This window comes from Pseudomonas sp. GB2N2, assembly GCF_054897705.1.
Genome location: NZ_CM142701.1, coordinates 3,659,883 through 3,685,214, shown reverse-complemented (window position 1 = coordinate 3,685,214; position 25,332 = coordinate 3,659,883). Strand labels below are relative to the sequence as shown.

Annotated in this window: 22 protein-coding genes and 1 other RNA gene; 12 read left to right on the top strand and 11 right to left on the bottom strand. The window is 59.1% G+C overall.

Features of this window, described 5'->3' with window-relative positions; translation table 11 throughout:
* Positions 1-5: 5 nt before the first annotated feature.
* The 4 genes from ACYZT4_RS17095 to pelG are packed head-to-tail and all read left to right on the top strand — an operon-like array spanning position 6 to position 5,225.
* Positions 6-1,373 (top strand): PelD GGDEF domain-containing protein, encoded by a 1,368-nt coding sequence (locus ACYZT4_RS17095; protein WP_461981554.1) that lies wholly within the window; start codon positions 6-8, stop codon positions 1,371-1,373.
* Complete coding sequence (locus ACYZT4_RS17090; protein ID WP_461981552.1) at positions 1,351-2,340, top strand: HEAT repeat domain-containing protein; 990 nt, start codon at positions 1,351-1,353, stop codon at positions 2,338-2,340. The genes ACYZT4_RS17095 and ACYZT4_RS17090 overlap by 23 nt, the downstream gene beginning before the upstream one ends.
* Entirely contained in the window at positions 2,337-3,851 is a 1,515-nt protein-coding gene (gene pelF / locus ACYZT4_RS17085) for a GT4 family glycosyltransferase PelF (RefSeq protein WP_461981550.1), read from the top strand. The genes ACYZT4_RS17090 and pelF overlap by 4 nt, the downstream gene beginning before the upstream one ends.
* Complete coding sequence (pelG, locus tag ACYZT4_RS17080; protein WP_461981548.1) at positions 3,852-5,225, top strand: exopolysaccharide Pel transporter PelG; 1,374 nt, start codon at positions 3,852-3,854, stop codon at positions 5,223-5,225.
* Positions 5,226-5,381: 156 nt separating this feature from the next.
* Here pelG and ssrA read toward each other — a convergent pair.
* From ssrA to ACYZT4_RS17040, 8 genes are all read right to left on the bottom strand, one after another.
* Positions 5,382-5,779: a transfer-messenger RNA gene (gene ssrA, locus ACYZT4_RS17075) on the bottom strand.
* Positions 5,780-5,893: 114 nt separating this feature from the next.
* Positions 5,894-6,148 (bottom strand): hypothetical protein, encoded by a 255-nt coding sequence (locus ACYZT4_RS17070; protein WP_461981546.1) that lies wholly within the window; start codon positions 6,146-6,148, stop codon positions 5,894-5,896.
* Between the two features lie 175 nt (positions 6,149-6,323).
* The gene (locus ACYZT4_RS17065) at positions 6,324-6,599 is read right to left on the bottom strand and encodes a hypothetical protein (protein ID WP_461981544.1); all 276 of its coding nucleotides are present in this window, start codon (positions 6,597-6,599) and stop codon (positions 6,324-6,326) included.
* 130 nt (positions 6,600-6,729) lie between these two features.
* Positions 6,730-9,540 carry an FAD-binding and (Fe-S)-binding domain-containing protein gene (locus ACYZT4_RS17060; protein ID WP_461981542.1) on the bottom strand — a complete coding sequence of 937 codons (2,811 nt, stop codon included), beginning with the start codon at positions 9,538-9,540 and terminating at the stop codon, positions 6,730-6,732.
* Entirely contained in the window at positions 9,537-10,208 is a 672-nt protein-coding gene (locus tag ACYZT4_RS17055) for a LutC/YkgG family protein (RefSeq protein ID WP_461981540.1), read from the bottom strand. The genes ACYZT4_RS17060 and ACYZT4_RS17055 overlap by 4 nt, the downstream gene beginning before the upstream one ends.
* Positions 10,208-11,662, bottom strand: a complete 1,455-nt coding sequence (locus ACYZT4_RS17050) for a LutB/LldF family L-lactate oxidation iron-sulfur protein (protein WP_461981538.1) — start codon at positions 11,660-11,662, stop codon at positions 10,208-10,210. The genes ACYZT4_RS17055 and ACYZT4_RS17050 overlap by 1 nt, the downstream gene beginning before the upstream one ends.
* On the bottom strand, positions 11,659-12,483 hold the full coding sequence (locus tag ACYZT4_RS17045) for a (Fe-S)-binding protein (RefSeq protein WP_461981536.1): 825 nt from the start codon (positions 12,481-12,483) through the stop codon (positions 11,659-11,661). The genes ACYZT4_RS17050 and ACYZT4_RS17045 overlap by 4 nt, the downstream gene beginning before the upstream one ends.
* A 151-nt stretch (positions 12,484-12,634) precedes the next feature.
* On the bottom strand, positions 12,635-14,329 hold the full coding sequence (locus tag ACYZT4_RS17040; RefSeq protein WP_461981534.1) for a lactate permease LctP family transporter: 1,695 nt from the start codon (positions 14,327-14,329) through the stop codon (positions 12,635-12,637).
* A gap of 261 nt (positions 14,330-14,590) precedes the next feature.
* Between ACYZT4_RS17040 and ACYZT4_RS17035 the strand changes: the two genes are divergently transcribed.
* A complete protein-coding gene (locus tag ACYZT4_RS17035) occupies positions 14,591-15,358 on the top strand; it encodes a GntR family transcriptional regulator (RefSeq protein ID WP_461981532.1) in 768 nt (255 codons plus the stop codon).
* 131 nt (positions 15,359-15,489) lie between these two features.
* Here ACYZT4_RS17035 and smpB read toward each other — a convergent pair whose 3' ends face one another.
* Positions 15,490-15,972 carry an SsrA-binding protein SmpB gene (gene smpB, locus ACYZT4_RS17030; RefSeq protein ID WP_461988713.1) on the bottom strand — a complete coding sequence of 161 codons (483 nt, stop codon included), beginning with the start codon at positions 15,970-15,972 and terminating at the stop codon, positions 15,490-15,492.
* 118 nt (positions 15,973-16,090) lie between these two features.
* On the opposite strand from smpB, the gene ACYZT4_RS17025 reads away from it, so the two are divergent.
* Genes ACYZT4_RS17025 through ACYZT4_RS17015 form a run of 3 tightly spaced genes read left to right on the top strand, consistent with a single transcriptional unit; the run spans position 16,091 to position 18,243 of the window.
* Complete coding sequence (locus ACYZT4_RS17025) at positions 16,091-17,494, top strand: sodium-dependent transporter (protein ID WP_461981530.1); 1,404 nt, start codon at positions 16,091-16,093, stop codon at positions 17,492-17,494.
* A gap of 7 nt (positions 17,495-17,501) precedes the next feature.
* The gene (locus ACYZT4_RS17020; RefSeq protein ID WP_461981528.1) at positions 17,502-17,936 is read left to right on the top strand and encodes a type II toxin-antitoxin system RatA family toxin; all 435 of its coding nucleotides are present in this window, start codon (positions 17,502-17,504) and stop codon (positions 17,934-17,936) included.
* Positions 17,929-18,243, top strand: coding sequence for an RnfH family protein (locus ACYZT4_RS17015; protein ID WP_461981526.1), 315 nt, complete (start codon positions 17,929-17,931; stop codon positions 18,241-18,243). Before ACYZT4_RS17020 ends, ACYZT4_RS17015 begins: the two co-directional genes overlap by 8 nt.
* 60 nt (positions 18,244-18,303) lie before the next feature.
* Here ACYZT4_RS17015 and ACYZT4_RS17010 read toward each other — a convergent pair whose 3' ends face one another.
* The gene (locus tag ACYZT4_RS17010) at positions 18,304-18,831 is read right to left on the bottom strand and encodes an outer membrane protein assembly factor BamE (protein ID WP_461981524.1); all 528 of its coding nucleotides are present in this window, start codon (positions 18,829-18,831) and stop codon (positions 18,304-18,306) included.
* Between the two features lie 97 nt (positions 18,832-18,928).
* On the opposite strand from ACYZT4_RS17010, the gene fur reads away from it, so the two are divergent.
* On the top strand, positions 18,929-19,333 hold the full coding sequence (gene fur / locus ACYZT4_RS17005) for a ferric iron uptake transcriptional regulator (RefSeq protein WP_003197684.1): 405 nt from the start codon (positions 18,929-18,931) through the stop codon (positions 19,331-19,333).
* Between the two features lie 76 nt (positions 19,334-19,409).
* Here the strand turns inward: fur and recN are convergent, their stop codons facing one another.
* Entirely contained in the window at positions 19,410-21,083 is a 1,674-nt protein-coding gene (gene recN, locus ACYZT4_RS17000; protein WP_461981522.1) for a DNA repair protein RecN, read from the bottom strand.
* A 241-nt stretch (positions 21,084-21,324) separates the two neighbouring features.
* Between recN and grpE the strand changes: the two genes are divergently transcribed.
* From grpE to dnaJ, 3 genes are all read left to right on the top strand, one after another.
* Entirely contained in the window at positions 21,325-21,882 is a 558-nt protein-coding gene (gene grpE, locus ACYZT4_RS16995) for a nucleotide exchange factor GrpE (protein ID WP_461981520.1), read from the top strand.
* Between the two features lie 102 nt (positions 21,883-21,984).
* Positions 21,985-23,901, top strand: a complete 1,917-nt coding sequence (gene dnaK, locus ACYZT4_RS16990) for a molecular chaperone DnaK (protein ID WP_461981518.1) — start codon at positions 21,985-21,987, stop codon at positions 23,899-23,901.
* Positions 23,902-24,198: 297 nt separating this feature from the next.
* Positions 24,199-25,323, top strand: a complete 1,125-nt coding sequence (gene dnaJ / locus ACYZT4_RS16985) for a molecular chaperone DnaJ (protein WP_461981516.1) — start codon at positions 24,199-24,201, stop codon at positions 25,321-25,323.
* Positions 25,324-25,332: the final 9 nt, after the last annotated feature.

Below are 25,332 nucleotides of genomic sequence, written 5' to 3'. Positions count from 1 at the left end.
TCGCAATGAATTCTCCCCACATGGATTACAGCCTCGCGCCGCAAGCGAGTGGCCCGGTGTCTTGGCTGGAAACACTTCTGGTAACGGGCCTGGCCATCGGCCTGGGTTTGTGGCTGACCCCCGAAGACCCGTTGCAGGTACACGGCGGGTTCCCTTGGCCGATTCTCGCGCCGTTGTTGTTGGGCGTGCGTTACGGATTTGTGCGCGGGCTGGTCAGCGCCAGTTTGCTGGTGCTGGCGATGTTTGCCCTCCGCCACCGCGGTCTTGAAAGCTACGCCCAGATCGATCCGTCATTCATTGTCGGCGTGCTGGTGAGCGGGATGCTCGTGGGTGAGGTTCGCGACCTGTGGATGCGCCGTCTGGAGCGGCTGCAGATGGCCAACGAATACCGTCAGTATCGTCTCGACGAATTCACCCGGGCGCACCAGATCCTGCGGGTCTCCCATGACCTGCTGGAGCAGCGCGTGGCCGGCAGCGACCAGAGCCTGCGCAGTTCCCTGCTGGGCTTGCGCGAAAAACTGCGGGTGATGCCGGACGCCGGCGATGCGCTGAGCGCACTGGCAGAACCGATCGCGGCGATGCTCGGGCAGTACGGCGCACTGCGCGTGGCCGGTTTGTACCGCGTTGACGAGCGTGAAGAAAATGTCCTGCCGCAAGCGCTGGCAACCATCGGCGTCATGGGCCCGTTGGGCACCGAAGACGGACTGGTCAAGCTATGCCTGGAACGTGGCGAGCTGGTGAGCGTGCGTCAGGAACTGATCGATTCCGGCAACTCCGCGCAGTTTTCATCGCTGCAGGCGTGCATCCCGCTGATCGATGCCGAGGGCCGCCTGTTGGCGATCCTCGCGGTTCGGCAGATGCCGTTCTTCGCCTTCCAGGATCGTACCTTGAGCCTGTTGGCGCTGCTCGCCGGGCACATCGCCGACCTGTTGCGCCGCGACCCGCAAGTGCTGCAACTGCCCGACGCCGATGCTCAGCAATTCACCTTACAGCTCAAGCGCTCGCTGGTGGACGTCGATCAGTACAAATTGCCCGCCGGGCTGTTTGCGTTTGAAATGACTCGACCCAACGAAGAGCTGACACGCTTGATGGAGCGCAGCCAGCGCGGTCTCGATTTGCATTTGCCGGTGCGCAACAATCGCGATCACAAACTGTTGCTGGTACTGCTGCCGTTGACCAGCCCGCAGGGCACCGAAGGTTATCTGGCGCGCATCAGCCTGCTGTTGCATGAGCACTTTGGTATTGAAAGTGACATGGAAAGCCTGGGTGTGCGGGTCATGCCTTTCAATCTGGAGCCTGGCGTTGACCGTAACGGGCTGCGTAATTTCCTGTTCAACGAGTGTGGTCTGAATGATCAGCAAGTGGCTGTTTAGCGGAGCCTTGTTGTTAGAGGCGGGCAGTTGGGCCAGCTTGTGGCTCGCAGCGCCCGAGTTGCAACAATTGCTGGTGTTCACTTTCAGCCATGGCCTGGCCTGCGTGATGTTGTGCGCGGCAGTCTGGCTGTTGCTGCCGGCACGCTACCGTGCACCCTTGCCGTGGAGCCCGCTGTTCATTTTCAGCCTGGCGTTCTTCGTGCCGGTGATCGGCGCAATCGGTGTGGTGGCGGCGATCTTCCCAGCGCTGTACTTGCCACGCAAACGCGACAAGCAGGCCTGGCAGGCCGTCGGTATTCCGAGTCTGCCGTTCCGTGCGCAAACCCAACACCACTCGCCGATCTTCGCCGACGGCGGTTTGCAGGATGTGTTGCGCCATGCGCCCGACCCGGATCAGCGCCTGGCTGCTTTGCTGGCCACGCGGCGCATGCCGGGCAAGGAAGCGGTGCCGATCCTCAAGCTGGCGCTGGGCGATCCCAGCGACGACGTTCGGCTGTTGGCGTACTCGATGCTCGACAAGCAGGAAAGCGACATCAACCTGCACATCCAGATTGCGCTCGGGCAACTGACCGGCGCCAATGCCAAAACCGCGGGTGTGCTGCACGGCACGCTGGCGCGCTGGTATTGGGAGCTGGCGTATCTCGGCCTGGCGCAGGGCAGCGTGCTCGAACACGTGCTCAACCAGGCCAGCGAACACGCCGAGCAAGGGCTGGACGCGGGCGAGGGCGGCGAACTGTTCCTGCTGGCCGGGCGCATTGCCCTGGAGCGCGGTGACATCGAGCGCGCCGAAGTGTTGTTGCATCAGGCCCAGGACAACGGCATGGGCGCCGCGCAGGTGCTGCCGTTTCACGCCGAGTTGGCGTTCGAGGCGGGGCGTTATCACGAAATCCCCGGGTTGCTCGAGAAACTTCCCGAGAAAACCCGTCAGCGACCACCGTTCGCTGAACTGGTGAGGAGCTGGACATGAATCACCAGGAAGAGGCGCCGTTGGCCGACATCTGCCTGCTGCTCGAAGGCACCTGGCCTTACGTGCGCGGCGGCGTGTCGAGCTGGATTCACCAGATGATCCTCGGCCTGCCGGAGGTGACTTTCTCGGTGATGTTTATCGGCGGCCAACGATCGGCTTACCCGACGCGGCGTTATGAAGTGCCGTCGAATGTGCTGCACATCGAAGAAGTGTTTCTCGAAGATGCGACCCATCCGACCAACACCTATGGCATTCCGCGAGATGCCGATCATCAGCAACTGGCGGATCTGTATCGCTTCCTGCATCACCCGGATGCGCCGGAACCCGAGCTGGGCGAACGCTTGCTCAATTGCATCGCCCAGGGCCACATGACCCTCGACGACGTACTGCGCAGCCGTGCCAGTTGGGAAGCGTTGAGCGAGGGCTATCGGCTGCATTGCGCCGACCCGTCCTTCGTCAACTATTTCTGGACCCTGCGCTCGATGCAGTCGCCATTGCTGATGCTCGCCGAAGCGTCGCGCAACATGCCGCGAGCGCGGGTGCTGCATTCGATTTCCACCGGTTACGCCGGGTTGCTGGGGTGCATCCTCAAGCAGCGCTGGAACTGCACTTACTTGCTCAGCGAGCACGGGATCTACACCAAGGAACGCAAGATCGACCTGGCCCAGGCCAGCTGGATCGCCGAGAGCTCGGGCCAGGCGCTCAATCGCAGCCTCGACGCCGGCTCGGGTTACATCCGCACCTTGTGGGTACGCTTCTTCGAGCGCATTGGCCAACTGACCTACAACAGCGCCGACAACATCATCGCGCTGTATGACGGTAACCGTCAGCGGCAGATCAAGGATGGCGCCGACCCCGCCCGCACACAGGTGATTCCGAACGGCATCGACCTGCCGCAGTGGACCGCCGCCCTGCAATCCCGGGCGCCGGGTATCGCTCCGGTGGTGGGTTTGATTGGGCGTGTGGTGCCGATCAAGGACGTGAAAACCTTCCTGCGGGCCATGCGCGGTGTGATCAGCGCCATGCCGGAGGCTGAAGGCTGGATCGTCGGTCCCGAAGAGGAAGACCCGGAATACGTCAGCGAATGCCGCAGCCTGATGGCTAGCCTGGGGCTAGAGGGCAAGGTGCATTTCCTGGGTTTCCAGCGCATCCAGGACCTGCTGCCAAAACTCGGCCTGATGGTGCTGACCTCGATCAGCGAGGCGCAACCGCTGGTGATCCTCGAAGCGTGGGCCGCCGGTACGCCGGTGGTCAGCAGCGATGTGGGTTCATGCCGCGAGCTGATCGAAGGTGGCACCGCCGAAGACCGCGACCTCGGCGTGGCCGGCAAAGTGGTGGCAATTGCCGATCCACAGGCTACCAGCGTCGCGATCCTCGAACTGCTGCGCAGCCCGCAACGCTGGGAGGCCGCTCAGGCCGCCGGCTTGCTGCGCGTCACTCGTTACTACACCGAAGCCTTGATGCTGCAGCGTTACCGCGACTTGTATCAAGCAGCCATGGAGAACAGTTAAATGGCCGGCATTGGCTTCGAACTGCGCAAGATCCTTTCGCGTGACTCCTACACCGCAACCCTGCACGCGTACGTGTATGCCGGGCTGATCAGTTCCGGGCCCTGGGTGCTCTCGATCGTCAGCGTGATGCTGGTGGGGATCATCAGCCTCGGCCTGCTGTTGCCGCATTCGCTGGTCGGGCAGTTTCTGGTCACCGTCACCTACCTGATGGCTACGTCGCTGATCCTCACGGGTGGCTTGCAGCTGTTCTTCACCCGGTTCGTGTCCGACCGTTTGTTCGAACACAAGTACGACCAGATCCTGCCCAACTTGCTGGGCATCCTGCTGCTGGTAACGCTCGGCGCCGGCGTGCTCGGCATCATCGTGCTGGCCGTGTTGTTCGACCAGCCGCTGATTTACCGCGTCCTTGTGCTGTCGAATTTCGTGGTGCTGTGCAACTTGTGGCTGGTGATCATCTTCCTGTCGGGAATGAAGGCCTACAACCGCATTCTGCTGGTGATGCTGGTGGGCTACACGCTGATGGTCGCCAGCGCTTATCTGCTGAGCTTCCTGGAAATGCCTGGCTTGCTCCTGGCATTGTTGATCGGGCACAGCACGCTGCTGTTCCTGTTTCTCTACGACATCCTGCGCGAGTACCGGGCGGAGAAACTGATCGCCTTCGATTTTCTCCAGCGCCGCCAGGTCTTCCTCAGCCTGCTGGCCACCGGTTTCTTCTACAACTTCGGCATCTGGGTCGACAAGTTCCTGTTCTGGTTCAACCCCGGCACCTCCAGCCAAGTCATCGGCCCGCTGCGCGCGTCGATCCTCTATGACATGCCGATCTTCCTCGCCTACCTGGCGATCATCCCGGGGATGGCGGTGTTCCTGGTGCGCATCGAAACCGATTTCGCCGAATGGTATGACCGCCTGTTCCGGGCCATCCGCGAAGGCGAAACGCTGCAGCACATTGGCTCGCTGAAAACTGAAATGACCTTGTCGATCCGTCAGGGCCTGCTGGAAATCTGCAAAGTCCAGGGGCTGACAGTCGTGCTGTTGTTCCTGTTCGCCCCGCGCTTGCTCGATTGGCTCGGCATCTCCAGCTACTACCTGCCGCTCTTCTACATCGACCTGATCGGCGTGAGCATCCAGGTGGTGTTCATGGCATTGCTCAACGTGTTCTTCTACCTCGACAAACGCACCGTGGTGCTGGAGTTGTGCGTGCTGTTCGCGGTGTTGAACGGCATGTTGACGCTGCTCAGCATGTACCTCGGCCCAAGCTTCTTCGGCTACGGGTTCACGCTGTCATTGCTGGTGTGTGTGCTGCTCGGGTTGCACCGACTGACCACGGCGCTTGAGGATCTGGAGTACGACACGTTTATGCTGTCCACTCGGTAGCAGTTGTTGCGGGGTATGAAAAAGGCACTGGCGATTATCGTCAGTGCCTTTTTTGTGATCGTTGATGTGACCTTGGGGTCGGGGGCGTGAGCCTGTATTCCCACCCCCCAGATGCAACAAAACCCGCACTTGACGGGTTTTGTCTTGCTTCGTATTTGGTGGAGCCGGGGGGATTTGAACCCCCGTCCGCCAGTACTCCGCTGTCGGTACTACATGCGTAGCCGTTTCTATTAAGTTAACCCTCAGCGACCCGAAGGGCAGGGTGCTTTGGGCGAGTTGTGTAAGTTTTAGCCGCTTCGTCCACAACGTACTGCACGGCGATTCTGTTCTATATGACAATCACTTCGAGTTTACAGACATCCTCTAGTGATTGCTGGACCCGAAGGTACCAGAAGCTCAGGGTCTAAGGCTGCTTACGCAGCGATGGACATTTCCTGGCCGTAGTTTTCGTCATTGGCAACTATAAGTAGTTGCAACAGTGGATTTACGAGTTCTGTTACCAACTCGGCATGCACCTAAAGTTTCGCAACCGGCGTCGAATCCTAAACGGCCCCGAGCCTGTTGCTCTGTGAATCATAGTGAGCAACAAGCCTGCGCAGTGTACGCCAACGCGGATCAGAAGGCCAACCCGAAGGTTGGCCGTCAGTGATCATGGGTAGGGATTTTGCTCAGTTTGCCAAGGACAACGCCTGGGTGGCCTCGGTAGCGCATTTTTTGTCGTCCCCTGCTGCTTTTGACGCTTCGGCGCTGGCCAGCAATCTTTTTATCTCCATTGCGGTATTGTCCGAACTTGACGCCAGTGACGCCACTTTGGCTTTGAGCTCTTGCAGCTTGCTCGTACAAAGGTTGTTGTCCGCCGCAAATACGGGAGAGGCCAACATTGCAGCGGACATGAACAGACCAGCGATTGCGGTGCGTTTCATGGATATCTCCTGATACTGATGTACTCGGTGCCGCCCTGTGATCAGACGGCTCGGCCCTAATTAAAGACTGCGCCGCTGCGCAGTAATTCCACACAAGACTTGACCCCGGATGCAACAAAACCCGCACTTGGCGGGTTTTGTTGCATCCGGGGTCAAGTCTTCGCATCAGGTGGCGTTATTGCTTGCCGCCATCACTCATTTTCTGGATCGACTGAATAGTCTGGGTGGTCTCTGCGATGCAGTCATCAGTACCTTGCTTGGTGCCTTTTGCGTGATCGGCTTTGGCTTTCTCGACGCTGTCCATGACCTGTTCAGTCATTGCCGGAGGAATCTGGGCCTTGGCATTCTCGATGGTTTTCAGGTTGACCGCACAGAGGTCTTCGGCGGCAAACGACGTGGACGCCATCAGTGAGACAGTAACGAACAGACCTAACAGTACAGAACGTTTCATGTGTATCTCCTTGAACTGAGGGTCCAGGCATTTGCTGGCCGTCAGGACGGGCTGCCGAGTTTGGGTAAGGCCCGGTAATGTCCGGGCTTAATCTGTGGACTACAGCCGCGCATCAGGGTTCTATTTTTCTTCAGATGACCTTCGGACGTGTGACTCGGTCTACCAGATAGACCAGGCTGTGGTAGTCAATTCCACCGTGCTGCGTCAGACCAATCTCGCAGGTGCGGCTGGTAGAGATCCCCTCGCTGCACTGTTGCACCGCTTCCTTTAGCGTACGCAGCGCGTGGGCGTTCAGTTCCGGCGTGGTGAAGCCCTTGTCGCCGGCGAAACCGCAGCAGTGAATGCCTTCGGGAATGATCACGTTTTTGCTGCACTTGCGCGCCAGATCGATCAGGGACTGGCTTTCCCCAAGGTGCTGGGTGCTGCAGGTGACGTGTACCGCGACAGGCGCCTCCTGCGGCGTAAAGTCGAGTCGGTCGATCAAGTGCGTCCGGATGAACCGCACTGGGTCATACAGGTCCAGTCGAACATCGCCCAGGTCCTGGGCCAGGCGCAAAGTGCAGGGGCTGGTGTCGCAGTAGATCGGGTCAAGTCCGCCACGGCTGGCGTGCAGCAACGCGCCGATCAGCTCCTGGCGCTTGTGTTCGGCTTGTTCGGCGTAACCCTTGGAGGCAAACGGCTGGCCGCAGCAGAGGCCGTCCTGGTTGTCCGGAGAGACTACCTGGTAACCGGCTTTTTCAAGCAATCCACGGGTTTTGTCGTACAGCGACAGTTGCTCTTTATCACCGGCCGCCGGGCCCATCACGCGCGAAACGCAGGCCGCCAGGTACACCACTCGCGGACGTGCGTCCGATACGCTCGGGCTGAAGCGAATGGCCTTTTCCGGTTGCGGCATGGCATTGGTCCATTGCGGGACCTGACCTTTGGATAATTTTGTCAGCGTGGCGGAAAGTTTCGCCAGCCGCGGCGCTCCCAGCAGCATCCGTGCGCCATTGGCCACGTGCAGGGTGAAGCGGGCACCTTGCAGGGCGGTGGCGAAATGTCCTTCAAGCCAGTTGGCAGCTTTCGTGTGCGTCGCTGTGCGGCTGCGGAGTTTTTTCACCAGCTCGCCGGTGTTGATTCCTACAGGGCAACGCTGAGCGCACAGACCGGTGGCGGCGCAGGTGTCGATGCCCTGATATTCGAAGGCGGCTTCCAATTCGGTGGTGTCGACGCCTGCGCGTTTCTTCGCCTGAATGTCGCGCCAGATTACGATGCGCTGGCGCGGGCTCAGGGTAAGGCCTTTCGACGGACACACCGGCTCGCAGAAGCCGCACTCGATGCACTTGTCCACAATTTCGTCGGCAGCCGGCAGCGGTTTCAGGTGCTTGAGGTGGATCTGCGGATCCTCGCTGAGCACCACGTCCGGATTGAGAATGCCGTTGGGGTCGAGCAGGCGTTTGAGCTGCCACATCAACTGGTAGGCGTCGCTGCCCCATTCCAGTTCGACGAAGGGCGCCATGTTGCGGCCGGTGCCGTGCTCGGCTTTCAACGACCCGCCGAATTCCACCGCAACCAACTGCGCGACGTCGTCCATGAACGCTTGATAGCGTGCGACTTCTTCCGGGTTGTTGAAGCCTTGGGTGAAGACGAAGTGCAGATTGCCTTCCAGCGCATGTCCGAAAAGGATCGCTTCGTCGTAGTGATGTTTGTCGAACAGCTCGATCAGACGGTTCACGCCAATCGCCAGTTGTTCCACGGGGAAGGTCACGTCCTCGATGATCACCGTGGTCCCGGTTTTACGCACCGCGCCGACGGCGGGGAAGGTGTCTTTGCGAATCGCCCAAAGCCAGGCGTTTTCCCGCGGGTCTTCGGTGAAGTCGACTTGTTCTTCCACCGGAAAAGAAGTCAGAGACGCCATGATTTGCGCCAGTTGCTCGCGCAGTAAAGTGGAAGACGCGGCGCGGGATTCGATCAACAGGGCGCAGGCGTTGTTCGACAGGTGTTGTACGAAACCCGGCATGCCGGGTTTGTCCTGCACCGAACGCAGGCTGCGGCGGTCGAGCAATTCGACGGCCGACACCGGTTGGCTTTTCAACACGGTAACGGCGTTGCAGCAGGTTTCTACATCCGGGAAAACGATCAGGGCCGACGCCTTGTTCGGGTGGTCGATCACGGTGTCGTAAGTCACGGCACTGATAAAGCCGAGGGTGCCTTCGGAACCCACCAGCAAATGGCTCAAGATATCCACAGGCTCATCGAAATCGACGAGGGCGTTGAGCGACAGGCCGGTGGTATTTTTCAGACGATATTTGTGGCGGATTTTTGCGGCCAATTCGGAATTGGCGCGGGTCTCGCGGCCCAATGTCGCCAAGCGTTCGAGCAGTGCAGCGTGGCTCTCGCGAAATGCCGCGACACTCGCCGCATCTTCGGTATCGAGACGGCTGCCGTCGGCCAGCACCAGGCGAATGCCCGCCAGCGTGTGGTAGGTATTTTGCGCTGTGCCGCAGCACATGCCGCTGGCATTGTTGGCGACGATGCCGCCGATTTTGCAGGCATTGATCGAAGCCGGGTCCGGACCGATCTTGCGCCCGAATGGTGCCAGCCAGGCATTGGCCTGCGCGCCGATCACGCCGGGTTGCAGGCGGATTTGCGTGCCTTGACCGCGAATCTCACGCCCGCTCCAGTTATCCCCGAGCACGATCAGCACTGAATCGCTGATCGCCTGCCCGGACAGGCTGGTGCCGGCAGCGCGGAAGGTCACCGGGACCCGGTCCCGTTGCGCGAGATTGAGCAGTGCCACCACTTCATCTTCAGATTCGACGCGAATCACCAGCTGCGGAATCAACCGATAGAAACTGGCGTCGGTGCCGAAGGCCAGCGTCGACAACGGGTCGTCGAAACGTCGCTCCTCAGGGATCAGTTGCTGCGCATCTCGCAGGAAAGCCGCCGGTAGACTCATTGGTCCTCCAGAATCAAAACCACCAGGTCTTTCGGACCGTGAGCGCCGTAGGCCAGGACTTGCTCGATGTCGGCAGTTTTCGACGGGCCCGACACCAGTAAGGCGTTGGTTGGCATACCTTGGGCCCAGGCGAATTCCTGTTGCACCTGATAAAAGTTGTCGCGGATCTCGCTCGCCTTGAGCAGGGCAAAATGCACCGGCGGTACCAGGCTCATCAAGCGCGGTTCTTCCCGCGTCGGCCAGAGAATCAGACTACCGGTCGCGGCGATTGCGCCGAGGGTGGTGGTCAGGCTGGCCGGTGTGTCGTTAAACAGTTCGGCTTTCCATTCCTCTACCGGGCGGTCGTAGGATTTGAGCGCTGGGAGGTCAGGATTGCTCGACCAGTGCTGAGTGATGCGTTGACCATGCGCCGTCGTCGGTGCGATCAACAAGCTTGGCAATTGACGATTCCGCAGCAGTTGCCCCAACAACTCGGGCCAATTCGCGCCAGACGTCAGATGGATTTCCGTGTGCACCGCTTCCATCATTTTGCGCAGTTGCGGGATGCGTTGCTCGGGTGCGTAGGTGTAAGGCGCGGTCACCAGTTCGACGTCGAATTCGTCAGGCACGGGCGTGGTGCCGGTCAGACTTTTCTGTAACTTGGCGAGGATGTTTTGCTTGGCGCTCATCAACGGTCTCCCTGTTTGGCCAGATGCTCGCGGGCCATGTCATGCAGTGAGCGGGCCGCCGGTTTCGGGGCGCTGTGGTTTTGCGTCCAGGGGCCGACGTTGCTCGGCGCGAGGGCGCGCAGCCGCGTGGCGAAGAAGCCAAACAAACGATACAGCCTCGGCGAGCTATTCAGTTTCGCCCAGGCGTTCCAAATAAAACGTTCCTTGCGCGAATACTTGCTGCCTTGGCCGCGCATGACCTGATGCGGACTGTCCGGGGCTTTGACGTTCTCTTCCCGTAGGCGGCGCAGTAATGCCGGGATAGGAATTTTTACCGGGCACACCTCACCGCAAGCGCCGCACAGTGACGATGCGCTCGGATGGTCCGGAACACTCGCCAGACCGACCATGTGCGGGGTGATGATTTTTCCGATAGGCCCAGGGTAAACCTCCCCATAGGCGTGGCCGCCGATTCGAGTGTAGACCGGGCAATGATTCATACAGGCGCCGCAGCGAATGCAATTCAGGGTCTGGCGCAGTTCGCTGTCGGCAAAGGCCTGGCTGCGACCGTTGTCCAGCAGCACAAGGTGCACTTCCTGCGGGCCGTCGAGTTCATGCGCCTGGCGCGGGCCGGAGATCATGTTGACGTAGGTGGTGATCGGGATGCCCAGTGCGGAACGGGTCAGCAGTGACAGCAGTGGCACGACGTCGCGCAGGTTTTCCACGACTTTTTCGATCCCGGTGACGGCGATGTGTACTGGTGGCACCGTCGTCGTCATGCGCCCGTTGCCTTCGTTTTCCACCAGCAGCAGGGTGCCGGTTTCGGCCACGGCGAAGTTGACGCCGGAGACGCCGATGTCCGCTTCGAAGAATTTTTGTCGCAAGACTTTGCGACCGATCTGAATGAGTTGGTCAACGTCCTTGGTGTATTCCACGCCAAGTTTGTCGTGGAACAAGGACGCGACCTGGCCGGCATTCTTGTGGATCGCCGGCATAATAATGTGTGAAGGCTTCTCGTGGTCGAGCTGGACGATGTACTCACCCATGTCCGATTCCAGGCATTCAATGCCCCGGGCAGCGAGGAAGTGATTCATCTCCATTTCTTCGCTGACCATCGATTTGCCCTTGATCACTTGCCGCCCCTCGTGAGCGCGGATGATCGAGAGGACGATGCCATTGGCTTCGTCCACCGTTTCCGCCCAGTGCACTGTCACACCGTTGCGGGTCAGGTTTTGTTCAAGCTGCTCGAGCAGGTCGGGCAGTTTGGATAACGCACGGGCGCGGACAGCATTGCCCAGCGCTCGCAAATGTTCTCTTTCATGGGCATCGCTGAAGGACGCTGCCCGTTTGGTCATCAGCGAATCCATCGCCGTGCGAAAGTTGTTTCGCAGTTGCTGGTCACCCAGCGCCTTGTGAGCTCGGGTGCGGAAATCTTCTTCTACGTTAACCGTAGGAATAATCGCGGAAGCGTTCATTGAACACCTCCGGTGCGCTGCCAGAGGAAACTGGCCAGATGTTGGCCGCGCAACGCTTCCCGTTGTTTCTCCAGCGAGCCGTTGATGTTCATCAGGCAACCGCAGTCGGCACTGAGTACCTGGTGTGCACCGGATTCCTTCAACGACCGGGTCTTGTCGGCTACCATCGCGCCGGAAATATCTGGCATACGGACGCTGAAAGTCCCACCGAAGCCACAGCATTCGCTTTCATGGCTGTGCTCGACGCGTTCCACATTGCCCAGTTGCGCCAACAACTCACGGCCGTGCAAATGGGTGTTCATCTCACGACGTGCCGAGCACGAGGTGTGCAACGCGACTTTCACCGGTTCGCCGCTGTCCTTGAGCTGCACCTTGCAGACGAACAACAGAAATTCGGCTAACTCAAACGTCCGGGCTGCCAGCGCCTGAACCTGTTTCAACGTTTCCGGTTCATCCTTGAACAGGTCGGCGTAGTGTTCACGCAACATGCCCGCACAAGAGCCGGACGGCACCACCACCGGGTAATCGCCAGCGAACAATGCCAGTTGCGAGCGCGCCACGGACCGGGCCTGTTCGGTGTAACCAGAGGTGTAGGCCGGTTGTCCGCAACAGCTTTGTCCTTGCGGGTACTCGACGCGGATGCCTTCGCGCTCCAGCAGGTGGATCGCATCCATCCCGGCTTGCGGGTAAAACAAATCCACCACGCAGGTCCCGAACAGGTAGACCCGCGACGGTTTCGCGTCAGGGTATTTCCGCGGTTCGGGCAGAGGCGGGGCAACGCGGGTCGCATTCGGCACCGCGTTGTAAAAAAGCTGGCTCATCAGGCGTGTCTCCGGGTGGGCCCGGTTATCCGTCCGCTGAGGCTGCTGAATATAGAGATCGAAGCTTTCAGCAGCCTTACAGACCGGGTTGTGAATCGCTGACGCTGGAGTCGTGATCCGGCGTCGGTTTTTTCGTTAAGTCTTGTAGTGCTTAGTGCACCAGCATGCCGGTGAGCCAGTACGCCTGGATGTAGGTGATCAGGCCGACGATCGTTGCAAAGAACAAACTGTGCTTGAGGGTGAAGCGGAACAGGTCCGATTCCTTGCCCACCAGGCCGGTCGCAGCGCAGGCCACGGCAATCGATTGTGGCGAGATCATCTTGCCGGTCACGCCGCCGCTGGTGTTCGCCGCGACCAGCAACACATCACTGACGCCGATCTGGTGCGCGGTGGTTGCTTGCAGCGAACTGAACAGCGCGTTGGATGATGTGTCGGAACCGGTCAGGAACACGCCCAGCCAGCCGAGGAATGGCGAGAAGAACGGGAACGCTGCGCCGGTGCCCGCCAGGACCAGCGCCATGGTCGACGACATGCCCGAGTAGTTGGTGACGAAGGCAAACGCCAACACCATGCCGATCGACAAAATCGGCCAGCGCAGCTCGTAGAAGGTCTCGCGCAAAGTGGTCAGACCAGTTTTGACGTTGATCTTCAGCACGAGCATCGAGATCAGCGCAGAGAAGAAAATCGCCGTGCCGGTCGCGGAAATCGGATCGAGTTTGAAGATGGCGGGAATGGCCGTCGGGGCAGTCACGATCGGAGCGACCTTGATCACCATTTGGTCGAGATGCGGGATGGCGAAGTTAAACACCCAGCTGTACATCGAGCCGCCGGCGGCAAACATCGCCTTAAACGGTTTCAGGGTCCAGAGGGTGACCAGCACGGTCAGGATCAGGAAGGGCGACCAGGCTTTGAAAATTTCACCGAGGCTGTAAGGCGAAGCCACGGTAGTGCGCTTCTGACCGAAACCGCCGACGCTGGCGGTAATCACCGAATCCGACGTCGCACCGGCGATTTGCGCCCCGGCGGTGCGTTTAGGCGTCCAGACTTTGAGGAACAGCGTCAGGCAAATCAGGCTGGCCAGGGCGGAGGTGATGTCCGGCAGTTCCGGGCCGATGAAGTTCGAGGTGAAATATTGAGTGACGGCGAAGCTCAAGCCGGCCACCAGCGCTGCGGGCCAGGTTTCGCGCACGCCGCGCAGACCGTCCATCATGAACACGAGCCAGAACGGCACGAACAGCGACAGCAGCGGCAGTTGGCGGCCGGTCATGGCGCCGATCTTGAACGCGTCGATACCGGTCACTTGCCCGGCCACAATGATCGGAATCCCCAAGGCGCCGAACGCCACTGGCGCAGTGTTGGCGATCAGGCACAAGCCTGCTGCATACAGCGGATTGAAGCCCAGTCCTACAAGCAGCGCGGCCGTAATCGCTACCGGTGCGCCGAAACCGGCAGCACCTTCAAGAAACGCGCCGAAGCAAAAACCGATCAGCAATACCTGCAAGCGCTGGTCGTCGGTGATCGACAGGACGGAGCTGCGAATCACCTCGAACTGACCACTCTTGACCGTCAGTTTGTAGAGGAAGACCGCCGCGACGATGATCCACGCGATCGGCCACAGACCGTAGGCGAAGCCATACCCGGCGGCGGCGAATGCCATGTCGACTGGCATCTGGAAAGCGAAGATAGCGACTGCGATAGACAGTGCCAGCGTGATGCTGCCGGCCACGTGCCCTTTTAGCCGGAACATCGCCAGCGCCAGAAAGAAAAACACGATGGGAATAACGGCCGCGAGCGCGGAAAGGGCGAGGCTGCCGAGCGGGGTATAAAGCTGTTGCCAGGTTTGCATATGGGGTGGCCCCTAATTGTTGTTGGTCAGGCACTGATCAGCGTTCTTGGGTAATTGGTAATACCAATTTACAATCGCTGTTCGCTAGGGTAAAAGCCTTGTAGGCGGTGTGTCAATTTGCCGCTCTAAAACTTTTGTCGCATAAGCGTGGTGGTGCTTGCCCGATTCGCTTCGGCGAATGCTCTCGGGTAGGTGCCCGCGCGGCGTGGATGCGCCAGAATAGACAGCCCGGCAACCGTCGGGATCGTGGAGAACTGAGTTATGGGGTTTGATCAAATTCGTCAGCGCCGTTTGTCTGACGATATTGTCGAGCAGCTCGAGGGGATGATCCTCGAGGGCACGCTGAAGGCGGGTGAGCGCTTGCCGGCGGAACGTGCGTTGGCCGAGCAGTTCGGCGTGTCACGCCCTTCGTTGCGTGAAGCGATCCAGAAACTGGCGGCCAAGGGCTTGCTGGTCAGTCGTCAGGGGGGTGGCAATTATGTGGTGGAGTCGCTGGGCACGACCTTCAGTGATCCGCTGCTGCATCTGCTGGAAAGCAACCCCGAAGCCCAGCGCGATTTACTGGAGTTTCGCCATACGCTGGAAGCATCCTGCGCTTATTACGCCGCGCTGCGTGCCACGGATGTCGATCGCGACCGGCTGACCGCGGCGTTTAATGAGTTGCAGGATTGCTACACGCGTCACGACGAAGTGAGTCGGGCGGAAGAGGGCGCGGCAGACGCGAAATTTCACCTGGCAATCGCCGAAGCCAGTCACAACGCGGTGCTGCTGCACACCATCCGCGGGTTGTTCGACTTGCTCAAGCGCAACGTGGTGACCAACATCGGCGGCATGTACAAACAGCGCACGGAAACCCGCGACATGCTGATCACCCAGCATCGGGAGTTGTACATGGCGATTATCGAAGGCAGGGCAGAGCAGGCGCGGGAAGTTTCGAGCCGTCACATTCTGTATGTGCAAGAGGTGCTGGAAGAGGTTCGTCAGGAAGTGCAGCGCATGGCGCGGGCGGAGCGGCGCAAGGGGATGTAGTCAGTGAGGTTTGTAGTGAATGTACGATCGCCATCGCGAGCAGGCTCACTCCCACAGTTGTTTTGTGTCGTTCACAAATCCCCTGTGGGAGTGAGCCCTGCTCGCGATGGCGGTCTCAGGCAAAAAGAGAATCAGTCCTCCTTGCCCTTGTTGCGCACCGCACGCTGCAATTCACGACCGGCGTCGCGCTCGCGTTCGGTATCACGCTTGTCGTATTCCTTCTTGCCCTTGCCCAGAGCGATCTCGCACTTGACCATGTGCTTGCTCCAGTACCAGGACAGGCACACGCACGCATAGCCCTTCTGCTGCACGGCGGCGGCCAGCTTTTCCAGCTCGCGGCGGTTGAGCAGCAATTTGCGGGTGCGGGTCGGATCAGCGATGACGTGAGTGCTGGCGGTCATCAGCGGCGAAATGTGGCTGCCGAGCAGCCAGGCTTCGCCATCCTTGAGCAGCACGTAACTGTCAACCAGTTGCAGTTTGCTTGCCCGGAGACTTTTTACTTCCCAGCCGGCCAGGACCAGACCAGCCTCGAACCGATGTTCGATGAAGTAATCGTGTCGCGCCTTTTTATTCTGCGCGATGGTCCCTGTTGGGTGTTTCTTCTGTTTAGCCATAGGGGCGGCATTATAGGGAGTTGCAAGCGAGTCGGCTACGGTGTTGCTGCGTGCTTGAGCAGGTTGATTGAATCCCGGACAATGCGCGCTCTTTTTGCAATGCTTGGACGTGGTAACGATGTCGACAGACAAGGTTTCTGTCCACGGCAGTTGGGCTAGCCGCTGGGTCTTCATACTCGCCGCGACCGGTTCGGCCGTGGGCCTGGGTAGCATATGGAAGTTCCCGTACATGGTCGGGGTCTACGGCGGCGGCGCCTTTGTATTGGTGTTCCTGGCCTGCATCGCGCTGATCGGTGTGCCGGTCATGCTCGCGGAAACCCTGATCGGTCGCCGCGCCCGACAAAGCCCGGCGAACGCCTTGAAGGTGCTGGCGCTGGAGGCCGGGCATTCTGGCAAGTGGTCGTGGGGTGCATTCGCCGGGATGATCACGGCGTTGCTGATCCTGTCTTTCTATAGTGTTGTCGGCGGCTGGTCGCTGGATTACATCATCAATATGGGCCGTGGCGATTTCCAAGGGGCAACGCCTGATCTGGTCGGCGCTTACTTCGGCAAGGTGATTGCCGACCCGTGGCGCCTGACACTTTGGCACACGATATTTATGCTGCTGTCCGCCATGGTGATTGCCAAAGGGGTCGTCGCCGGGCTTGAGCGCAGCTTGCGCATCATGATGCCTTTGCTCTTTGTGATGATACTGGTGCTGCTGGGGTACAGCATGACTACCGGCCATTTCATGGCGGGTGTGCATTTCATGTTCGACTTCCACCCTGAGAAAGTTCTCGACGGTTTATTGCCCGCGATGGGGCACGCGTTCTTCTCTTTAAGCGTGGGCGTGGGCTCGATCATGATCTACGGCGCTTATATGCCGAAGGACTCGTCGATTGCAGGCACCGTCGTTGGCGTCGCGCTGCTCGATACCTTTGTTTCTCTGGTGGCCGGCCTGGCGTTGTTCCCCATTGTGTTCGCCGCCGGCCTGAACCCGAGCGAAGGCCCTGGCCTGATGTTCGTCAGCTTGCCGTTTGCCTTTGGTAACGTAGCGTTTGGTCAGTTGATGGGCGTAGTGTTCTTCGTGCTGGTCGCGGTTGCAGCATGGAGCTCGGCGATTTCGTTGCTGGAGCCGATGGTGGCTTACCTGGTTGAGCGGACTAAAGTCAGTCGTGCCTGGGTAACTTTCTGGTTGGCGTTCAGTTGCTGGTTCGTGGGGCTGGGCACGGTGTTCTCCTTCAATATCTGGAAGGAAGCCAAATTTTTCGTGAACGAAGGCGGGGTGTTTCATCTCTATCAATGGGGTGCGGCCGGCGGCCTGGATTTCTTTGGCGTGATCGATTTCTTTACCTCGCGGATCATGTTGCCACTCGGTGGTTTATGTTTCGTGATGTTTGCGGGCTGGGTGATGGGGCGTGAAGCGGTGCGCGACGAGTTGTCGATCCGCAGCCCCAAGCTGTTCACTCTGTCCCTGTTTTTGATGCGCTATGTGGCGCCCATCGGCATTCTTGTAGTGTTTGCCGCCCAGCTGTGGAAGTGACGCTGACATGACGACACACATTCAACGTTCGGCTCTGCTGCCCTACCCGGCGCAGGCGCTGTATGACCTGGTCAATGACGTGGCGCGATACCCGGAGTTTTTGCCGTGGTGCTCGTCGGCCGACGTTCTGCAAAGCTCGCCGGAGCATATGCGCGCCAGCGTTGGCGTGGCCAAGGGTGGGCTTCGTCAGCATTTCGTGACGCGCAACACCCTGGTTCCGGGGCAATCGATCGAGATGAATCTGGAGGAAGGCCCGTTCACTCAGTTGCATGGCATCTGGGTGTTCAAGGCGTTGACCGATAAAGCCTGCAAGATCAGCCTGGACCTGTCGTTTGATTATGCGGGGCCGATTGTCCGCGCGACCCTGGGGCCGTTGTTCAATCAGGCGGCCAATACGTTGGTCGATGCATTCTGCCAACGCGCCAAGCAGATACATGGTTGAGATCGTGATCAATGTTGAGGTGGTGTATGCCGCCGCGGATCGTCAGGTGCTTCTTCGGACGACGGTTCCCGCAGGCACAACCGTGCGGGCGGCCTTGCTGAGAACGAGGGTTGCCGAGGAGTTTCCGGAACTGGATCTGGTGAATTGTCCTGTAGGGATCTTCGGCAAGGTGGTTGCTGATTCGGATACTCGCCCGGTTCAAGCGGGGGATCGCATCGAGATTTACCGGCCCTTGCTCGCAGATCCAAAAGAGGTGCGCCGGCTTCGCGCCGCCAAGGCTGCCGGGGCCAGGGTGCGGAATCAGTGATGCGCTAAACGCCACACAATAAAAAACCCGGATATTCCGGGTTTTTTATTGCGTCGCAAATTATTGCGGCGAGGTGTCCAGCGGTTGCGGCGTCGGGACTGGAACGGTTTCTACACCGTCGACGTCCTTCTGGATCTGATCCAGCAACGAACCCGGCTTGACCGGTTTTTCCGGTTTCGGCTTCTCGACGTTTTCAGCAGGCGCGGCCACGTTAGTGCCACTGTCCTTGCCGAGAATGGCTTCGTCACGACTCACGCCCGGCATAAAATCACCGGAAAGGCTGACAAGCTGGTCATTCGGGTTAAAGATAACGCTAACGCGTTCCTGTTGGCGTTCACCGCCACCCGGTTGCAGGCTATACAGGTAATCCCAGCGATCGGCATGGAACGTGTCGGTCAGCAGAGGGTTACCCATGATAAACCGTACTTGCCGACGGGTCATTCCCGGGCGTAACTGGTCTATCATGTCCTGCGTGACGACATTGCCCTGCTGGATGTCGATTTTGTAAACCCCGGGGAATGAACAACCGGCGAGTGCGAGCAGTCCCACAAAGGTGAAACTGGTTAGCAAGAGCTTGGTGTTTTGCATCGGTGGGCGACTTCCACTATCTTGGCTGGGACAACGTAAACGCCGATCATACCCGCATTAAGAGAAGCTGCGAAGCAGCATCGCGAGAAAGCTGACCATGGTTGAAAATAGCGAACTACGCAAAGCCGGCCTCAAAGTGACCCTTCCACGGGTCAAGATTCTGCAAATGCTCGATTCCGCCGAGCAACGCCACATGAGTGCCGAGGATGTTTACAAGGCGCTGATGGAGGCTGGTGAGGACGTCGGTCTGGCCACGGTTTACCGTGTCCTGACCCAGTTCGAGGCAGCTGGCCTTGTGGTGCGGCACAACTTCGACGGAGGCCATGCGGTCTTCGAGTTGGACGACGGTAAGCATCACGACCATATGGTCAACGTCGAAACCAGCGAAGTGATCGAATTCTTCGACGAAGAAATCGAACGTCTGCAGAAAGCCATCGTCGATAAGTACGGCTTCGAGATGGTTGATCACAATCTGGTGCTGTACGTACGCAAGAAAAAGTAAGCATGTCGCGCGAACTTCAGGTTTGCGAAACGAGCGAAGGCGACCCTAGGGTCGCCTTCGCTCGTTTCTGTTATTGCTAGATTTTTGCGGTAATGACCATTTTCTTCGCGTGGGCCAAGGACTCCTTGGTCAGGTCAATGCCTCCGAGCATCCGCGCTACTTCTTCGACACGATCATTCTTGCTCAGCTTGGAGACGGCCGTATGAGTCGCGTCCTCTCCACGCACCTTGTGCACAAATAGATGTTGATGACCCTGCGCCGCCACTTGCGGCAAGTGAGTCACCGTCAGCACCTGCCCACGCTCCCCTAGGCGACGCAGCAACTGGCCGACAATTTCCGCGGTAGGTCCGCCGATACCCACGTCCACTTCGTCGAATACCAGGGTCGGTACCCGGGAAGTCTGCGCGGTAATCACTTGGATCGCGAGACTGATCCGTGACAACTCACCACCCGAGGCCACTTTGGCCAACGCTTTTAATGGCTGGCCAGGGTTGGCGCTCACCAGCAACTCGACCTGTTCCAGGCCGTTAGGCAGCAGTTCATCGCTGCTGTTGGGGCGCAATTCGATGGTGAAACGGCCGCCGGGCATGCCCAGGCGCTGGATTTCCTGTTCTACCGCGCTGGCGAGGCTGTTTGAAGCCTGGTGGCGCAGATCGCTCAACTCCCGAGCCTTCTCCTGATAATGACGGGCATAGGAGGCCAGTTCATCACTCAAGCGTTCTATCGATTCATCGTTGGCATTCAGGGTTTCGATTTCATCCAGCAACCTTTGCTGCATCTCCGCGACTTCGGTGGGCTGGATGCGGTGTTTGCGCGCCATGGTGTAGATCGCATCGAGGCGTTCTTCCAGGTATTGCAGCCGCGCCGGGTCGGCATCGAAGTTATCGAGAAAACGATTGAGTTCGCCCACAGCCTCTTCAACCTGGATCTGTGCACTGGTCAGCAAACTGCTGGCCTCGCCCAGCGCGCCAATCGAGTTGTTAACGCTGGACAGGCGATTAAGGCTGGCGGTCAATGCGTTCAAGACATTGCCGGAATCACTTTCGCTGCATTGCTCGACCACCTGCCGGCAGATGCCCAGCAGGGTTTCGGCGTTGGTCAGGTTCTTGTGTTCCTGTTCCAGCTGCTCCAGCTCGTTGTCGCCGAGGCCGAGGTTTTCCAGCTCTTCGAGTTGATAACTGAGCAGCTGATGGCGGGCACGTTGTTCATCGCCGGAATTGGAGAGGCGCTCCACTTCCTGGCGCGTTTGGCGCCAACGCTGGGCGGCCAGATGGACCTGGCGTGCAAGGTCCGTGGCGCCGGCGTATTCGTCGAGCAGGCGACGGTGAGTATCGGTCTTGAGCAGCGACTGGTGCTCGTGTTGGCTGTGGATATCGATCAGGAGTTCGCCGAGCGCCTTCAGATCGCCAAGTGGGCAGGGTGTGCCGTTGATATAGCCGCGCGAACGTCCTTCGGCGGTGATCACTCGTCGCAGGATGCACGGACCGTCGTTCTCGAGGTCGCGCTCTGCCAGCCAGGCGCTGGCTTCGGGGATGTCGACCAAATCGAAGGTCGCCAGGATGTCGGCCTTGTCGGCACCCGGGCGGACGACGCCGCTGTCGGCGCGATCACCAAGGGTGAGGCCGAGGGCGTCGAGCATGATCGACTTGCCGGCGCCGGTTTCCCCTGTGATCACGCTCATCCCGCGATCGAGTTCGAGATCGAGATGTTCGACGATGGCGTAGTTGTGTACGGACAGGTGCACCAGCATAAAGGCCGCTCCCAGGCTTTAGGTCTGGTTATTTATACAGTGTTTTGTTCGCGACTGACAATGCCCTTGCTTAGCTCGATTTGCTTGTTCCGACAAAATCGATAGCCAATTCAGGAATGACAATGGAGCTGCTTTTTGTAGGGTTAATCACAATTCGCCCCTTGAAGCTGGTTTTTGCGGCCCCATATACCGGGACAGAAGCGCGAGTTGAGCTCGCGGACGATATTGAAAGGAGAAATCTATGGCTGACGAACAGACAGTGGATACGCCAAATCAAGACGCCAACCAGGGTTCCGGTGAAGACCTGGCGGTTCGTGTACAGGTGCTCGAAGAGCAGTTGGCAGCTGCGCAGGATAACGCTTTGCGGGTTGCCGCCGATCTGCAGAACGTCCGCCGTCGCGCCGAGCAGGATGTAGAAAAAGCGCACAAATTCGCCCTGGAAAAATTCGCGAGCGACCTGCTCCCGATCATTGACAGCCTGGAACGTGGTCTGGACTTGTCCAACCCGGATGATGAAAGCATTCGCCCAATGCGCGAAGGCATCGAGCTGACCCTGAAAATGTTCCAGGACACCCTGAAGCGTTATCAGCTGGAAGCGATCGATCCGCATGGCGAACCGTTCAACGCCGTTCAGCATCAGGCAATGGCTATGCAGGAAAGCGCGGACGTCGAGCCGAACAGCGTTTTGAAGGTGTTCCAGAAGGGCTATCAGCTCAATGGACGCCTGCTGCGCCCGGCCATGGTCGTGGTCAGCAAGGCTGTATCGCCAGTTTCGCCTTCGATTGACGAGCAGGCTTGAAATTGGCCGCAAGGCCCCCATTTATAAGTCAAGCGTTTAAGTGCTACCGCAGTTAGCCACCACTGCTGCGGCAACCAAATCCAAAGTTTCGGGAGAGTTAACATGGGCAAAATTATCGGTATCGACCTGGGGACTACCAACTCCTGCGTCTCCGTGATGGAAAACGGCAAATCCAAAGTTATCGAAAACGCTGAAGGCGCGCGCACCACACCGTCGATCATTGCGTACGCCAACGATGGTGAAATCCTCGTCGGCCAATCGGCCAAGCGTCAGGCTGTGACCAATCCGCACAACACCCTGTACGCGGTGAAGCGTCTGATCGGTCGTAAGTTCGACGAAGAAGTCGTACAGAAAGACATCAAGATGGTCCCGTACAAAATCGCCAAGGCTGACAACGGCGACGCATGGGTTGAAGTGAACGGCCAGAAAATGTCGCCGCCACAGATCTCGGCTGAAATTCTGAAGAAAATGAAGAAGACCGCCGAAGACTACCTCGGCGAGCCAGTGACCGAAGCGGTGATCACCGTTCCGGCCTACTTCAACGACAGCCAGCGCCAGGCGACCAAAGACGCCGGCCGCATCGCGGGCCTGGACGTTAAACGTATCATCAACGAACCAACCGCAGCCGCTCTGGCTTACGGTATGGACAAGGCGAAAGGTGATCACACCGTGATCGTTTACGACTTGGGCGGCGGTACTTTCGACGTTTCCGTGATCGAGATCGCTGAAGTCGATGGCGAGCACCAGTTCGAAGTGTTGGCCACCAACGGTGACACGTTCCTGGGCGGTGAAGACTTTGATATTCGTCTGATCGACTACCTCGTCGACGAATTCAAGAAAGAAAGCGGCATGAACCTTAAAGGTGACCCGCTGGCCATGCAGCGCCTGAAAGAAGCCGCTGAAAAAGCCAAGATCGAACTGTCTTCGAGCAACTCGACCGACGTGAACCTGCCGTACATCACTGCAGACGCCACCGGTCCCAAGCACTTGAACGTGAAAATCTCCCGCGCCAAGCTGGAAGCGCTGGTAGAGGATTTGGTTCAACGCACCATCGAACCTTGCCGCATCGCTCTGAAAGACTCCGGTATCGACGTTGGCGCGATCAACGACGTGATCCTGGTCGGCGGTCAGACCCGTATGCCACTGGTTCAGAAGCTGGTGACCGAGTTCTTTGGTAAAGAAGCTCGTAAAGACGTTAACCCGGACGAAGCTGTTGCCATGGGTGCTGCCATCCAGGGCGCCGTGTTGGCTGGTGACGTGAAGGACGTTCTGCTGCTCGACGTCAGCCCGCTGACCCTGGGTATCGAGACCATGGGCGGCGTGATGACCGCGCTGATCGAGAAAAACACCACGATTCCTACCAAGAAATCGCAAGTGTTCTCGACTGCTGACGACAACCAGGGCGCAGTGACCATTCACGTGCTGCAAGGTGAGCGCAAGCAAGCGGCTCAGAACAAGTCTTTGGGCAAGTTCGACCTGGCCGAGATTCCACCAGCACCACGCGGCGTGCCGCAAATCGAAGTGACCTTCGACATCGACGCCAACGGCATTCTGCACGTAGGCGCCAAAGACAAGGCCACCGGCAAGACCCAGTCGATCGTGATCAAGGCCAACTCCGGTCTGTCCGAGGAAGAAATTCAGCAGATGATTCGCGATGCTGAAGCCAACGTCGACGCAGATCGTCAGTTCGAAGAGCTCGCCGCTGCCCGTAACCAGGGCGATGCACTGGTTCACTCGACGCGCAAAATGGTCGCAGACGCTGGCGATAAAGTGACCGCTGAAGAGAAGACTGCAATCGAAGCGGCCGTGGTTGCCCTGGAAGCCGCCGTCAAAGGCGACGACAAGGAAGCCATCGAAGCCAAGGTTGAAGAGCTGTCGAAAGTCTCGGCGCCTGTGGCGCAGAAGATGTACGCCGAACAGGCTCAGCCTGCTGAAGGCGCGGCGCCGCACGACGAAAAAGCTGAAAAGGCTGACGACGTTGTCGATGCTGAGTTCGAAGAAGTCAAAGACCACAAGTAAGTCAGTGGTCGTCCGGTTGACTGCCTCGCGGCGGTGACTGGTAGGATGTCGCCGCGCGGGAGCTTGCTCCCGCGTTGGCGTGTCTGGAGTACACGAATTTTTACAGCATGCGACAACGCTCGCGCGCTGGTGGTATGGCCGGGAATGCTCCTGCTTTCCGCGCCGAAAGTACCGCAATGAATCAAAGACCAGGATCGTTGAATTGACGTGAGTTGGGTCCGGGCCTGTATTGGGGCTCAACGAGTTTGGCGAGGCTCAGGAGAGGTTTGCCGAACGTCCTTAAGAGTGCAAAGACTTATGGCAAAGCGTGACTATTACGAAGTATTGGGTGTTGAGCGCGGCTCAAGTGAAGCAGACCTGAAAAAGGCCTACCGTCGCCTGGCGATGAAGCACCACCCGGACCGTAATCCCGATGACAAAGCATCGGAAGAGATGTTTAAAGAGGCCAACGAGGCCTACGAAGTGCTGTCCGATTCGAGCAAGCGCGCGGCGTACGACCAATACGGTCATGCCGGTGTCGACCCGAGCATGGGCGGCGGCGGTGCCGGGTTTGGCGGTCAGAATTTCTCTGACATCTTCGGTGATGTCTTCAGTGATTTCTTCGGTGGCGGTCGCGGCGGTGCTCGTGGCGGCGCTCAGCGTGGCAGCGACCTGCGTTACACCCTGGAGCTGAACCTGGAAGAAGCGGTGCGCGGCACCACTGTGAATATCCGCGTTCCGACACTGGTCAACTGCAAGCCCTGCGATGGCTCCGGTGCCAAGAAAGGCTCCTCGCCGGTCACCTGCCCTACCTGTGGCGGCATCGGTCAGGTGCGCATGCAGCAAGGCTTCTTCTCGGTGCAGCAGACCTGCCCGCGTTGCCATGGCCAGGGCAAGGTCATTTCCGACCCGTGCACCTCCTGCAACGGTGACGGTCGCGTCGAAGAGTACAAAACCCTTTCCGTGAAGGTGCCGGCCGGTGTCGATACCGGTGACCGCATCCGCCTGTCGGGCGAAGGCGAGGCGGGCGCTCAGGGTGGGCCTACGGGTGATCTGTACGTGGTGATCAACGTGCGCGAGCACGCGATTTTCCAGCGCGACGGCAAACACCTGTTCTGCGAAGTGCCGATCAGCTTCGTCGATGCGGCACTGGGTGGTGAACTGGAAATTCCGACCCTTGATGGTCGGGTCAAACTGAAAATCCCGGAAGGGACTCAGACCGGCAAGCAGTTCCGTGTTCGCGGCAAGGGCGTTGCGCCCGTGCGTGGTGGCGGTGCGGGTGACTTGATGTGTCGTGTGGCGGTGGAAACGCCGGTCAACCTGGGTCGCCGTCAGCGCGAATTGCTGGAAGAGTTCCGCAGTTCACTGGCGGACGATAACAGCCACTCGCCGAAAACCACGGGTTGGTTCGAAGGCGTGAAGCGCTTCTTCGGCGACCTGTAAGGAGTGAGC

Excerpts from the sequence above, each read along its gene's own strand:
- ACYZT4_RS17095 (WP_461981554.1), top strand. The coding sequence starts at position 6 with ATGAATTCTCCCCACATGGATTACAGCCTCGCGCCGCAAGCGAGTGGC.
- ACYZT4_RS17090 (WP_461981552.1), top strand. The coding sequence starts at position 1,351 with ATGATCAGCAAGTGGCTGTTTAGCGGAGCCTTGTTGTTAGAGGCGGGC.
- pelF (WP_461981550.1), top strand. The coding sequence starts at position 2,337 with ATGAATCACCAGGAAGAGGCGCCGTTGGCCGACATCTGCCTGCTGCTC.
- pelG (WP_461981548.1), top strand. The coding sequence starts at position 3,852 with ATGGCCGGCATTGGCTTCGAACTGCGCAAGATCCTTTCGCGTGACTCC.
- ACYZT4_RS17070 (WP_461981546.1), bottom strand. The coding sequence starts at position 6,148 with ATGAAACGCACCGCAATCGCTGGTCTGTTCATGTCCGCTGCAATGTTG.
- ACYZT4_RS17065 (WP_461981544.1), bottom strand. The coding sequence starts at position 6,599 with ATGAAACGTTCTGTACTGTTAGGTCTGTTCGTTACTGTCTCACTGATG.
- ACYZT4_RS17060 (WP_461981542.1), bottom strand. The coding sequence starts at position 9,540 with ATGAGTCTACCGGCGGCTTTCCTGCGAGATGCGCAGCAACTGATCCCT.
- ACYZT4_RS17055 (WP_461981540.1), bottom strand. The coding sequence starts at position 10,208 with ATGAGCGCCAAGCAAAACATCCTCGCCAAGTTACAGAAAAGTCTGACC.
- ACYZT4_RS17050 (WP_461981538.1), bottom strand. The coding sequence starts at position 11,662 with ATGAACGCTTCCGCGATTATTCCTACGGTTAACGTAGAAGAAGATTTC.
- ACYZT4_RS17045 (WP_461981536.1), bottom strand. The coding sequence starts at position 12,483 with ATGAGCCAGCTTTTTTACAACGCGGTGCCGAATGCGACCCGCGTTGCC.
- ACYZT4_RS17040 (WP_461981534.1), bottom strand. The coding sequence starts at position 14,329 with ATGCAAACCTGGCAACAGCTTTATACCCCGCTCGGCAGCCTCGCCCTT.
- ACYZT4_RS17035 (WP_461981532.1), top strand. The coding sequence starts at position 14,591 with ATGGGGTTTGATCAAATTCGTCAGCGCCGTTTGTCTGACGATATTGTC.
- smpB (WP_461988713.1), bottom strand. The coding sequence starts at position 15,972 with ATGGCTAAACAGAAGAAACACCCAACAGGGACCATCGCGCAGAATAAA.
- ACYZT4_RS17025 (WP_461981530.1), top strand. The coding sequence starts at position 16,091 with ATGTCGACAGACAAGGTTTCTGTCCACGGCAGTTGGGCTAGCCGCTGG.
- ACYZT4_RS17020 (WP_461981528.1), top strand. The coding sequence starts at position 17,502 with ATGACGACACACATTCAACGTTCGGCTCTGCTGCCCTACCCGGCGCAG.
- ACYZT4_RS17015 (WP_461981526.1), top strand. The coding sequence starts at position 17,929 with ATGGTTGAGATCGTGATCAATGTTGAGGTGGTGTATGCCGCCGCGGAT.
- ACYZT4_RS17010 (WP_461981524.1), bottom strand. The coding sequence starts at position 18,831 with ATGCAAAACACCAAGCTCTTGCTAACCAGTTTCACCTTTGTGGGACTG.
- fur (WP_003197684.1), top strand. The coding sequence starts at position 18,929 with ATGGTTGAAAATAGCGAACTACGCAAAGCCGGCCTCAAAGTGACCCTT.
- recN (WP_461981522.1), bottom strand. The coding sequence starts at position 21,083 with ATGCTGGTGCACCTGTCCGTACACAACTACGCCATCGTCGAACATCTC.
- grpE (WP_461981520.1), top strand. The coding sequence starts at position 21,325 with ATGGCTGACGAACAGACAGTGGATACGCCAAATCAAGACGCCAACCAG.
- dnaK (WP_461981518.1), top strand. The coding sequence starts at position 21,985 with ATGGGCAAAATTATCGGTATCGACCTGGGGACTACCAACTCCTGCGTC.
- dnaJ (WP_461981516.1), top strand. The coding sequence starts at position 24,199 with ATGGCAAAGCGTGACTATTACGAAGTATTGGGTGTTGAGCGCGGCTCA.